Source organism: Paenibacillus sp. B-A-8 (assembly GCF_048572915.1).
In the GTDB taxonomy this organism is placed as follows: domain Bacteria; phylum Bacillota; class Bacilli; order Paenibacillales; family Paenibacillaceae; genus Paenibacillus_AQ.
On sequence record NZ_CP183882.1, the window covers coordinates 6,393,155 to 6,406,011 of the forward strand.

The following is a 12,857-nucleotide window of genomic DNA, read 5'->3' on the forward strand; positions in this document are numbered from 1 at the left end:
TTCCTCCTTTGTCATCTGAAAAATACAGGCGATAGCCACTGTTCCAGCTTATGCACCCCGCAAGCTAAAATACCCAATAAACAGGGGAATGAAAACGCATTTATATATTTTCGGTAACGAAAAAAAACCACCCTCCTGTTTTACAGGAAAAGTGGAGTAGGATAATGGTGCAATTGTTTTATTGCATTAGTGAGATTTCTAATTCGATGTTGGAGTAACGGCCTCGTAAAAAGCTGTGAAAGCTACGTTAGCAGTCAAGATACTTTCTGGAGTGTTCTCAGAACGCTCTTCATAGGACTGTTGGAAATTAAACGAGTCAACATTCACGATACGCGGCAGCTTCTGCAACTCCTCCATCCATTGTCGTATTCCCGTATACGTACCTTCTATGACTGCGGTCATTTTGATCTGTTTGACGGTAGGGAACAATACTTCTGCTGAGCCTGTCATTTGCTGAATCGGATTAGCCTCATCCAAAATAAAGCTAACGTCTCTTAGCCGCGCTTCTGAGGAAGTGCTTACTCCCCGCAAATCAACGATCAAACCTTCGCTTTCATCGCCTTTCGGGAGTGCTGCTAGAAGTTCCTGTTGTTCTGAATCCACAGAAGAAGCATTGCTTTTCAGTTCATTAATTTTAGCTTGGAGAATCTCTGCTTCTTTTTCAAACTGGCTGATCTCAGCGTTCTGTGCGGTAATTTCTTTATTGGTCGGTTGAACGCCCAGCATATAAAAGGCAAAAAGTATCAAGAACAGAATCAATACACCTAGTACGATTGGAGAGCGATACTTATTGAACTGTTCCATCGCTATTCACCTCCTCTTGGCTTACATCCGTTCCATTGGCCTGTTGATTATTAGATAATAAGTTTACTTTATAAATCGCTGTATACATATTCAAAGAATTTGTTCCAGCATTCTGAACGGCCGTTCCTTCAGTCAGCTTCGAAATTGAGGCGTCCACTGTAAAAGACATTTGGCGAAGTTGTCTTAAATAATTAGAAGCATCCACCATAGCAGGTACATTTACAGTCAAGTCAATAGCAGTGCGGTAGGTGTAGTTAATATCAAGGATCACAGCACCCTGTGGCAACCCTTCAACTAATTCATCTAGAATAGGAACAGCAATCACCTTACTGTTCTGAATCTTCTCGATAGCTACCTTCCGATCTAACTGCCCAGGTCCGCTGTTCTTAAGTTTACCAAGCTCTACCTGTAGCATTAAACTGCGATCCTGCAAGCCCTGTAACTCCTCTTTACCATTAGAGATTTGACCCTTATTAGCTGAAAAATAAATCCCTGTCCCAATCGTTCCCACCAGCCAGATCGCCACAAGACCCATGGTCACATAGGGGAATAATAACGTCTCTCGGTCTTCTCTCGGCAGTAAGTCAATCGTATCCACGCTGATGATGTTTTTTAGAGCCGTTCCTGCGGCTACTCGATAATCATTTAGCTCGAGATCAGATACAGCATTTTTCCCCATCTGATCTAGGCTTATCGGTGTAATGTCGAGTTCTGCCAGCGACTGCTGAAGCTCTAGGTCTAGCTGTTTACGAATGGAGGGGGTACCTGTTATGACTAGGTTTTTGATACGTGTTGAACCATCGTGTAGGCTGTACTGGTAGAAGCTAAGCATCCGCGAGATTTCCGCAGTGATCTCCACCATTTGCTCCGGTGATAATTGCTCTTCTACAGCTACTGCTGTTTCTGCCAAGACCTCACTGTCTGCCATGAATTCCATTGCCGTCGCCGCAACGTTTCTTCCCTTATGCAGATCAAGCAAGTTAATCGTACGAATGAATACCGGATTCCCGTTTCTGAACATATAAATGTCCATGACCGAAGGCTCTAGATTAATGAGCATCGTTTCCGCAAAGCTTTCCCCATGTCCAGTTGCTATACTTCGCGCCAGGGCCGTTGCCGAAATTTCAACACTGCTTATTCGGAGACCTGCACGCTCCAGAATGTCTACATAATCCTGTATCGATTTCCGCGGAGCAGCAAATACGAGCAAATGACTATGTTCCTCATCCACTTCGAGCGTCACGTAGTCGTAAACAGGATTTTCAAATGGCAAATGCAGCCCCGTCTCTACTTCGAGCTTTACGAGCTGCTCTACCTGTTTGTCGTTGGTACTTGGGATGCTCATTTTGCGGATGATGATCTGCGAAGGTGGAATAGACAAGGAAACCTTACTGCCCCTTAACCCTTCTTTCTTCACCCACTGCCTGACCCGATCATAAAGCGCCTCACTATCCGCCACCTGATTCTCAATGATCATGCCTGGAAGGAGCGGAAGATACCGTTTTTTGCGGACTTCCCATGACTGTTTATTCTTAAAACTAATATAACGAATACCGGTAGCCTCAATTGAAATCCCGGCGACTTTAGGGCCTAATCCAAGCATATGATCGGTTTCCTCCTATCCGATGAGCGAGAGATACGCGCCAATGATGTGTGAACCATACCCGAAACTAATTAATGCACCTATTGCTAACCATGGACCAAAAGGAACCGGTTGTTTGCGTTTGATGATACCAAGCAGCATTAGCAGTCCTCCGACCACACTTCCAAGCAGACAGGCCAGCAGAAAGGCCAAAATAACATTCGGAAATCCGATGACCAAGCCCAGTAGCGCAAATAACTTCACATCCCCGGCCCCCATCCCGCCTAACAACACAAAGGGAATTAGGATACCTCCTCCAAGGATAGCTCCTAACAAGTGATGCCATAACGGCCCCTCCGGAAAGAACAATACAAGAATGAGCAGCAGCGGCAAAAAGAACAGCAACACCTTGTTCGGAATCAGCATGTACTTCAAGTCAGAAACTGTCACAATAACCGTCAGACTCACAAGCACAAATCCGACGACTCCCTTACCTGTCAGCCCAAACTGCAAGTACACCCATAGAAAAAGCAAACCCGTTACAGCTTCTCCTAGTGGATATAAAGGCGACACCCTTGTGCCGCAATAACGACACTTGCCTCCTGACAGCAGGTAGCTTATCACCGGAAACAAATCCCGCACCTTTAGCCGCGTATTGCAGTTCGGGCAGTGTGACGGTGGGTTCAGCAAGGATTCTTTGGCCGGTACCCGCAGCGCCACTACGTTATAGAAGGAGCCTAGAATCAGGCCTAGTAATGTGATGTAACTTGCGATGAATATTGTCATGGATGTCCTCTGTTGTTTGGATTTTAAAAAAGGAATCGGGAAGTCCGATTCCTTGGAGATCAAGATATGATATTTTATTTATCACTAGACTTCAATACTTTGGAAGCCTCGAAGTTATAAGTTTGAGGATTTGCACTAGCAGTACCAGTATTTATGACTACAGCATCAGAACCTGTTAATTTTCCATCAGTAAACTTGACTTCTCCACCTGTTATCTTTGCCTTGGTACTCGGTAAATACAACTCAGCATCTAAGTACCCATTTGTTTGCAATTCTGTGATAAGCAATTTGTCAACAGTACCGTTATTAGCAGTACTCGTATCAGAATCAAAAACTCCCTCTTTTTCAGAACTTATATATAATCTTGCAGCATCATATATTTGACGTGCCGTTGCCGTATCAGCTGATTTTCCTGTTTTCGTAATTAAATTTGATATCATAGGAAATGCAATAACCGCAATAATCCCCAAAATAACGATAACCGCCAGTAACTCAATCAGCGTAAACCCCTTTTGACTTTCCTCTTTGCTCAATCTTCTCTTAATGGCTTGTGCTAACATTTTATTTCCCCCTCTAAGTGTTGTGTGATAATAAGGCCTATATTTTTTTGTTTCAGTGAATCCAGCTACACTAATGATCCTTCCTTGTCCAGCGCCAGCAAAGGATCTGCAACCCTGCCCCGCTCCCTCGGGCGTCACCCCTCTCAATATCTTCAAGGAACCACAAGGTTCACATATTACCGTACAGACTGAACATCGGCAGCATAATAGCGGCCACGATCACACCTACAACACCGGCCAAAAAAGCAATCAGCAACGGTTCAAGCAGTGACTTCAGACGATCAACGGTATTTTCTACGTCCATCTCATAGAAATCAGCTACTTTAGACAGCATCGTGTCGAGCGCCCCTGTCTCTTCGCCAATCGCAATCATCTGTGTAACTAACGGCGGGAAGACCCATGCTTTTTTCAACGGTTCAGATAGTGGATTTCCTTGTCTCAGCGAATCTCCTGCACTACGGATAAAACCTCCAATAACCTTATTTCCTGCTACCTCTTCTACAATCACCAAGGATTGCAGGATCGGAACTGAACTGGCATATAGAGATGAAAAAGTACGCGTAAACTGAGCAATCGAGCCTTTTTGATTCAGCTTGCCAAACACCGGAATCTTCAGCTTGGCATAATCAAGTGCGTACGCACCCTTTTCTGTGCGTTTTGTAATCTGAAAAGCTATCACTAGGAGGAGAACTCCGAGTATCCAGAAATACCATTGACCTTGAATGCTTTTGCTAAGGGCCAACACCATCTTTGTAATCGCCGGAAGCTCTGCATTCATCGATTCGAACATCGTTACAAACTGTGGAACTATCGCCCAGAGCAGGTATATAACCGCTCCAATCGCCATCACCCCGACCGTAATCGGATAAGTGAGCGCAGATTTAATCTTCTCTGTCGTCGAGTGCTGCTTCTCAAAAAACATCGCTAATCTGTCGAGCGTCCCTTCAATATCTCCGGATTCTTCACCGGCACGGATCATGCTAACGAATAGCTGTGGGAAGATTTTTTTATGATCCTGAACGGCTTGTGAGAACGATATCCCGCGCATCAGGCTTGAGTTCACATCTACTAGTGCTTTACGTAGTGGTTTGCTCTCCGTCTGTTCAGCCAAAATACGTGTTGCATCCACAATCGAAACTCCAGCACGCATAAGCGTGGCAAACTGCCTACAATAAATAATGAAATGAAGCGGTTTGACTGGATTACCAATATAAATATCCATCGATAGAATCGTTGTTTTGCGTTCGATCAGCGAGAACACCGTAAGTCCCCGCTTGCGTAGCTCTTCCATTGCCGTAGGCTTATCTGTTGCGGTCAGCTTTCCTTTAATGGATTTACCTGCGGTTGTCTTCACTTGATATTCAAAAAGAGGCATCAGCTACTCACCTCCGCCATAAACGCCTTAGCTGCAGCCGGATGAATGAGATCCTGAGATAGATACTCACGGATACTCATGTCCAACGTATGCATGCCTTGCGAGCGTCCAGTTTGCATTACATTTTTAATCTGATGTGTCTTTTCGGTACGAATGAGGTTTGCTACGGCAGGTGTATTCACTAAGATTTCTGTTGCACATATCCGCCCGCGTCCTCCTGCCCTTGGAAACAACCGCTGACTGACAACTGCCAGTAATACTGAGGCTAGCTGTGAACGAATCTGCCCCTGCTGATGACCCGGAAAAGCGTCAATAATTCGATCAATCGTCTGTGGTGCGTCTGTTGTATGTAAGGTTGCCATCACTAGATGACCTGTTTCCGCGGCAGTAACTGCTGCTGTAATGGTCTCCAAATCCCGCATCTCTCCAACGAGAATAACATCCGGATCCTGACGTAATGCGGCACGTAGTCCGCTCGCAAAGCTAGCTGTGTCATTACCCACTTCACGTTGATCCACTAAACAGGTTCCATGACTATGCAGAAACTCTATAGGATCTTCAAGTGTCACAATATGTTTGCTTTCGGTCTTGTTAATGTAATTCAGCATAGCTGCTAACGTAGAGGATTTACCGCTGCCCGTAGGGCCTGTAACTAGAATCAAGCCTTGTGGTTTGAGTGATAAAGTGGACAAAATTGGAGGCATCGACAGCTGTTCTAGACTCGGAATCTCCGCAGGAATTGCTCGGGCAGCAATACTAATCTCACCCCGCTGACGATAAACGTTCACCCGAAATCTCACACCGCTATCCAGCGGATAAGAAAAATCGACCTCACCTGCGCTCCGAAATACTTCGTTTCGTTCACTGCCAAGCAGCGCTTCTGCCATTTCAGCAGCTTCATCGGCTGTTACTGGTACACCCTCAAGTGGGTAAAGCGTTCCATCCATACGTATAACTGGAGGCGAGCCTACAGAGATATGTAAGTCGGAAGCTTTGGAGGAGTAAGCTGTCTGCAAAAGCTGTCTTATATCCCGCGTATACGTTGGCATCCGCTGCTCCCCCTAGATTAAAATGCGATTCACCTTATAGATCCTAATGTGAGACCGTCTCACGCATGACCTCTTGTAACGTCGTGATTCCCTGACTAACTTTGAGTAGTCCGTCATCCATCAGTTGAACAAGTCCACGCGCTTTTCCTGCGACACGCAGTTCTTCTACCGAAGCGGTGTTCGTAATGAGCTGCCGCAAATGATCGTCAATACTGAGTACCTCATGAATCGCTATTCGGCCACGATAACCGGAACTGCTACAGCTACCGCAGCCTCGACCGCGATGTAACTCATCTGCTGGCAGCCCTAAGCTACGTAACATAATCGCTTCCTGCTCAGACGGTTTGTAGGTTTCTTTGCAGTCGGTGCAGATTTTACGAACGAGCCGCTGCGCTACCACACCTATTAGTGAAGAGGCAATCAAGTAAGGCTCCACCCCCATATCTCGCAAGCGAGAGACGGAGCTAATCGCATCGTTTGTATGTAAAGTAGACAACACTAGATGACCTGTTAATGAGGCACGAACTGCAATTTCTGCAGTTTCCGCATCCCGTATTTCACCGACCATTACAATATTCGGATCTTGTCGGAGAATCGAACGTAGTCCCGCCGCAAAGGTTAACCCAATAGCCGAATTTACGTGCACCTGGTTTACACCCTCAAGCTGATATTCCACTGGATCCTCAACCGTGATAATATTTGCACTTTCTACATTGAGTTGATTCAGTGCTGAATATAAAGTTGTTGTTTTCCCACTACCTGTAGGTCCTGTAATTAGCAAGATTCCATAAGGACGAGCGATCATTTCTTTAAAAGCTTCCGCATTCCCCTCACTGAATCCCAAAGCATCTACAGATTTAACCCCAGTACTCAAATCTAGCAACCGCAGCACAATCTTCTCTCCGTGCATCGTAGGCAATGAGGATACACGAATATCTACCATTTTGTAATCAAACTGCATTTTGATTCGCCCGTCTTGTGGCAAACGCCGTTCTGCGATATTCAGTCGGGCCATTATTTTCAGACGAGCGGTGATAAAGCCCTGCATCTGCTTAGGGATAATCCGCTCCGTCCGTAAGGTTCCGTCAATCCGATAGCGGATCGTTAGATTATTCTCACCTGGATCCATATGTATATCAGACGCCCGCAGAGCAACAGCCTGCTGAATCATCTGGTTGACCAAACGCACGATTGGAGAGTCCTCGTCTGTAATCTCCGTTTCTTCTATTTCTTCTTGTGTAGGGAGCTCTACTAGCATCTGATTCATAGAATCACGCATCCCATAATGACGCGCAATCGCCCGCTGTAGCTCATCTCTAGTAGAAATAGCAGGTTCGATCCGGAAGCCAGTACTCATTCGCAAATCTTCTATCGCAAAATAATCCAGCGGATCGGCCATCGCAACCATCAGCTTACCTCCTTCTTTCAAGAAGGGAAGCACCTGATAACGCTTAGCCATACTTTCAGGAATAATCTGCGTTATGGCAGGATCAATCTGGTATTTAAATAAACTGACATGCGGAATGCCGAGCTGGAATTCAAGCACTTCAATCAGCTGCTGCTCCGTGATATAGCCTTGAGAGATTAGCAGATCGCCAAGCTTACGCTTGCTTTTACGCTGTTCTGCAAGTGCTTCAAGCAGCTGTTCCTGCGAAATAATATTATTTTCTACCAGCAAATCCCCAAGTCTCTTTTTTGCGATGGCCATGTCCGTTCAGCTCCATATGCCGTTATTGGTTATACCTTTATGCCTACTAGATAATGGATAATACTTGGAATAAACGGAGGATAAATTACCAGTTACATTTCTGCAAAATATGAAAATGATTTTTTCCATAATTACGGATTCATCAATTTTGTCAAACTAGCGTATTTTTCAATATACTTGGGACTTTAGTAATAAATTTATAGGTATATTTCAATAGATTTATGTTGTCTATCAATGCTGAATGTCCTAGAATGTATATAACATAGATTGGATAATTTTACAACGAATTCAGCTGAAAAAGCTGTCGGAAACTAGCATATACAACATACAATTCGACCATATCTACCAATAGTTAACAATCAGGGAGAGATGAACATGAAATTTGCAAGTAACAAAAGGATCTATCTTTTTACAGTAACGATCTTGCTTCTCCTTCTGCTTGTTCTGCCACTCAAAAATCACTTCACGAATGTCGAAGCTAGTTCAAATGATTATCAGATTCGTATGCTTGAGGTTACGGAGAATGGAGTTAGTGAGCTTGCGTCTCTAAAAACGGGAATATCTGGCCTTACCATTGATACGATGAGTATGAAGCGCTTTGTGGCGCTGCGGGATGATCTGGATGGAAGATACGATGCGATTTATATCGGGAAGGGGACTTACAATCCTGCACAAGTGAGTAATCAGCAACCGGCCTCGGAGGAAAATAGAGCTAAGGCACTGGACACCAAAAATATGAAAAACGATATCACTCATCTGAAGGCAGATCAAATTACGAAGGAATTTATTAATAAAGGATTATATGTTTTCTTTCATAGCCAACCCTTTAATGACAAAGATAAAAAACCACAAGCAGAACAAGGTATACTGTACAGCTCTTTTAACAGTTACCGTCTTTCCTCATCCAACCCAAAAGTTAAATTTGTGGATGATGCTGGACTCGCAAATATCTTTACCGATTTAAAAAGACAAAACTCTACGTACATAAATGATCTAAAGCAACGTCCCCGCCTTCAAATTACGAACAGAATTCCCAACTATGACCCTAATGCAACTAACAGCAAAATCTATGTTCCTGGGGAGAAGCTTTCTTTTAATTTCAATATCACTAACGCACCTAATTTACAAAGCTCTCCGCTCTCAGTCAAACTATATATCGGTCTTGATAAGTCCATCAAAATGGGAGAAAAGCAGGTCGTTGCTGAAACAGAGCTTAATACATCCAGCGGAACTATCGAATACACTTTGCCAAAAACATACTCCGGCTTACTCTATTGGAAGCTAGAAATCAATGATTATCATAAATCGCAATTAAAGGATTTTGACAGCGGGGTAATTCGTTATCGCGGAGAGAAGACCATCGTAAATATTCTTCAGGTTATGCCTGACACTCTAACAGAAAGCAGCCTCCTGAACACTAGTAATATGGATCCTCTGTTTTTGAATACAACCGATTATCAACTTAATATAGCGGTCAAAACTATGACCCAATTTAACACATATGTGAATGAAAAATATGCTGCAACAAAAAGTTACGGATTAAACGGCACCTATGACATGCTCATCTTTGGTTTTGTCGACGAATACTATAAGAAATCCAACTTAAACACTAATGCAACCAACGCGATTACACAATTCACTGGTACCTTCAAGCAAAGTGCCTTGTTCACTCACGATACCATCATTAATTTAGATGCAAATAAAAAGAACTGGATCAATAATTTCATGGCGATTACCGGTCAGATGAATCCGGAGACCAACTTAGGCCATAATGCCATCAATCTTTCCACCAAGGTTAAGCCGGTGAATGACGGGCTCTTGATGCAATATCCTTTTTATTTAAGTAAGCGGGACGACAGCAACCAGCAAATCGATATCTCCACACCACAAATTGCACCAACACATAACCAGTACTTCACACTTAATCTGGAAGATCCCGAAGTAGTATCATGGTATAACATTCAAAGTGAAGCGTCAGGTACGAAGATAAAACCAAATGGTGAATATAATCAATACCAACGTGATACCGAGGATAGTTGGAATCAATATTACACATATTCCAAAGGCAATATTACCTACTCAGGTACAGGTCATTTTTTTGGAGTAAGTGATATTCCCGCCAATCTAAGAAATTTCCCAGTTTGGGAACAAAAATTGTTCGTTAATACTATGTATCGTGCTTTTATTGGTGCGAATCATGCTCCTGAGATTACGGTGCATACACCGACTAATGGCTCATCGGTTCCTTCTTATCAAAACACAATACTTGTCGACTATACAGTCACTGATCTGGACTTTAACGATCGTGATCTGACAACTGAAATTCGCTTTAAAAATGGGAGCACGTATTTTACCGACATTGAAATGAGTAAAACGAGCATTAAATCAGGGCAAAGTATATATAGAACGGTTAAAAATCCGCTTCCAAATGGGGGCGCACTCGATATCGAAATTAACGCATGGGACCAAAATGGAGCTCTCTCAAGTAAAACTATCAGAGTAAATGTCCTGCCGTCGAACACCAATTTGAGTGTAACACGCTCTCTCTCTCAGAATGTTGTGAATGGTAAAGTAGAAAAGGGAGAACCGGTCACTCTTAGTTATTCCATCACCCCAAAATCTGTACCTTTTGATAAAGTAGGCACGGTCAACCAGACCTCTAACACACAATTAATAACGGATATTGTATTTACCGAGAATCTTCCACCTAACCTGGAGATTTCAGGAGAGTTACCTGCCGGTACGATCGTCACGGGGAATACGGCAAGCGGGTATAGATTGACACGAAATCTAAGCAACATCACCTATTCATTAAAGACGGAGAATGGCAAACAGATTTATAAACCTGATTCTGAGCAACCTATCACGTTCCAAATCACGGTTACTCCGACTCAGACCCAGACTTATACTTTAAATGATTCCAAGCTTACTTATGTTGATATTCATGCTGCATTGCCACCACTGGGAATTACAGGGGAATACAACGCATTTATACTTCAGACAACCTCACTTCGTGGAGGAACTATTAAGGGTCCACTAGCTTCCGGGGGCACAGTCAACTTTAACAACGCTGGAATTACAGTAAATGAACAATTTAAAGGTAATGTTCCATATGGTATTGTCACGGGTGGAAATGTTTCTCTTCCTGAAGGTACGGTTTACGGAAACATAATGGTTAAAGGCGCCGTTACAGACCAACGACCTGGTTCTATCCAAAATGGTATTATTAAATACGGTGAACTTCTCAATTTCAACAAGCATGAGAGCTATCTCCTTGGACTCTCTGATGCGATTGCTAAACTGCCTTCCAATACTTCAACAACTCATGAATATGGAAGACTTACGGTAACAGGCAGCTCATCTATCAATATTGTTAATATGTCTACTTCAGTGTTAAATACGCTTGACAGCTCCGAGCTTAAGGTTCCGCAAGGATCAACCGTAATTGTTAATGTACAGCAGGACGGTACCAGTGAACCATTCTTACATTTCCCGCTGGGAAGTGACGGCAGCCGTGTGCTATTCAATTTCTCTGGCACCAAGCCTGTGCGGATATCCCAAGCCAATGTATACGGAACCATTCTAGCACCACGGTCTGCCATAACATTCGATGGAGGTCAGGTGTATGGAACAATCATTGGAGCTTCAATGACTATGAGTTCAGCAACTTTATTTCATGTTCCTTTTACCGGTAACCTACCAGCGGAGATCTATCCGCTACCTGTTCCAATACCAACAGATCCATCATCGGCTAATCTAGCACGGACTACGCTTTCGTTTGAGACCTTAACCATTACAGCCGAATATAAGATTAAAGCTCTGCAATTAGAAAGCAGAACCATCTATGTCGGAGAAGGAATGCGTTTAATTCCAACAGTCGTGCCATCAGATGTCCCTGATCAGGCGTTTTTGTGGACAACTACTGATACTAATTATGTACAGTTGGATTCAAGCAGTGGTTACATCACAGGTCTCGCCAAAGGCACAGCAACTGTCCATGTGGCTGCACTAGACGGTAGCGGCAAACAGGCTACAGCAACCATAACGGTAGCTGAGCGAACTCCACGATCTTTAACGATTGATGGAGATGGGACTGGTGAAATTAACGATTCTATTCCTTTAAGTGCTATCTATGTGCAAGGCAACCTAAATAATCAAGGACCAGAGGCCAATATTACCTATACCTGGTCGGTCACCAATGTCACCTCTGGAGCAAGCAATGCTGTCATTAATACCAATCCAGACTACCCAAGTGATGATACCAAAAAGGTATTCAGTGCTACACAGTCAGGAACTTACTTGGTGTTACTCACTGTAAATTCTAGTAATCGTGATCCAATCACTGCAGATAAGACAATCGTAATCACTAACCCGCTAAAGTCACTGTCGATTGAAGGTCCAATAACGGTAATGGTAGGGGGGCAAATTGATCTAAAAGCAATTAGGAATCCTGCTGATTCCGATCCATCAACGCTAATCTGGGATTTCGTGCAATCAACGGATAACAAGATGGCTACACTTACGCCTTCTAGTGACGGGTCAACCGCTAAATTGACGGCTGGTAATACCGCTAAAGAAGGACTACTGATTAAGGTTTCATTCCAAAAAATCACTTCAACACACATGGTTAATATCGTTGATTTAACTGGATTAAGATTCCGGGATCAGTCCATTACTTTAGAGGTAGGCCATACTTTCCAGTTAACCGATATTTTATGGGCATTCCCAACCTCCATCTCAATAGATCAAATCAAAGATAACTTGAGTTGGGTAAGCGACAATTCTGCAATTGCCAGCGTCAATAATGGAACCAATATTAATACCAGGGGAACTGTTACAGGCGTTAAAAAGGGATCCACACTCATCACAGTGACTTATACCGGAAGCACAGGTACAACAGTAAAAGCAGATATTACGGTTAAGGTTGTGGCACCTCAGAATGACGATCGTTACTAAACTGTACATTTAAACAACAAGAAACATCCAACAAAAA

The 12,857-nt window shown here is 43.5% G+C and carries 8 protein-coding genes; 1 reads left to right on the forward strand and 7 read right to left on the reverse strand.

The genetic code is table 11. The annotated features are described in order from the left end of the window. Window positions 1-198: 198 nt before the first annotated feature. The 7 genes from pilO to ACN6MV_RS28975 form a co-directional block, all read right to left on the reverse strand. Window positions 199-804, reverse strand: a complete 606-nt coding sequence (gene pilO / locus ACN6MV_RS28945; protein WP_419885358.1) for a type 4a pilus biogenesis protein PilO — start codon at window positions 802-804, stop codon at window positions 199-201. Beyond that, a complete protein-coding gene (gene pilM, locus ACN6MV_RS28950) occupies window positions 788-2,407 on the reverse strand; it encodes a pilus assembly protein PilM (RefSeq protein ID WP_076119122.1) in 1,620 nt (539 codons plus the stop codon). The genes pilO and pilM overlap by 17 nt, the downstream gene beginning before the upstream one ends. A gap of 15 nt (window positions 2,408-2,422) precedes the next feature. Next, window positions 2,423-3,172: a prepilin peptidase gene (locus ACN6MV_RS28955; protein ID WP_076119120.1), complete on the reverse strand. Its 750-nt coding sequence runs from the start codon at window positions 3,170-3,172 to the stop codon at window positions 2,423-2,425. 74 nt (window positions 3,173-3,246) lie between these two features. Then, complete coding sequence (locus ACN6MV_RS28960) at window positions 3,247-3,732, reverse strand: type II secretion system protein (protein ID WP_076119118.1); 486 nt, start codon at window positions 3,730-3,732, stop codon at window positions 3,247-3,249. 169 nt (window positions 3,733-3,901) lie between these two features. Beyond that, window positions 3,902-5,107: a type II secretion system F family protein gene (locus ACN6MV_RS28965; protein ID WP_076119116.1), complete on the reverse strand. Its 1,206-nt coding sequence runs from the start codon at window positions 5,105-5,107 to the stop codon at window positions 3,902-3,904. Beyond that, complete coding sequence (locus tag ACN6MV_RS28970) at window positions 5,107-6,156, reverse strand: type IV pilus twitching motility protein PilT (RefSeq protein WP_076119114.1); 1,050 nt, start codon at window positions 6,154-6,156, stop codon at window positions 5,107-5,109. The genes ACN6MV_RS28965 and ACN6MV_RS28970 overlap by 1 nt, the downstream gene beginning before the upstream one ends. A 43-nt stretch (window positions 6,157-6,199) precedes the next feature. Further along, window positions 6,200-7,864, reverse strand: coding sequence for a GspE/PulE family protein (locus tag ACN6MV_RS28975; protein WP_076119112.1), 1,665 nt, complete (start codon window positions 7,862-7,864; stop codon window positions 6,200-6,202). A gap of 375 nt (window positions 7,865-8,239) precedes the next feature. On the opposite strand from ACN6MV_RS28975, the gene ACN6MV_RS28980 reads away from it, so the two are divergent. After that, on the forward strand, window positions 8,240-12,820 hold the full coding sequence (locus ACN6MV_RS28980; protein ID WP_076119110.1) for a DUF5057 domain-containing protein: 4,581 nt from the start codon (window positions 8,240-8,242) through the stop codon (window positions 12,818-12,820). The last annotated feature ends 37 nt before the right edge of the window (window positions 12,821-12,857 follow it).

Bases quoted from the DNA above. Each gene is read 5' to 3' on its own strand.
- pilO (WP_419885358.1), bottom strand. From the start codon at position 804: ATGGAACAGTTCAATAAGTATCGCTCTCCAATCGTACTAGGTGTATTG.
- pilM (WP_076119122.1), bottom strand. From the start codon at position 2,407: ATGCTTGGATTAGGCCCTAAAGTCGCCGGGATTTCAATTGAGGCTACC.
- ACN6MV_RS28955 (WP_076119120.1), bottom strand. From the start codon at position 3,172: ATGACAATATTCATCGCAAGTTACATCACATTACTAGGCCTGATTCTA.
- ACN6MV_RS28960 (WP_076119118.1), bottom strand. From the start codon at position 3,732: ATGTTAGCACAAGCCATTAAGAGAAGATTGAGCAAAGAGGAAAGTCAA.
- ACN6MV_RS28965 (WP_076119116.1), bottom strand. From the start codon at position 5,107: ATGCCTCTTTTTGAATATCAAGTGAAGACAACCGCAGGTAAATCCATT.
- ACN6MV_RS28970 (WP_076119114.1), bottom strand. From the start codon at position 6,156: ATGCCAACGTATACGCGGGATATAAGACAGCTTTTGCAGACAGCTTAC.
- ACN6MV_RS28975 (WP_076119112.1), bottom strand. From the start codon at position 7,864: ATGGCCATCGCAAAAAAGAGACTTGGGGATTTGCTGGTAGAAAATAAT.
- ACN6MV_RS28980 (WP_076119110.1), top strand. From the start codon at position 8,240: ATGAAATTTGCAAGTAACAAAAGGATCTATCTTTTTACAGTAACGATC.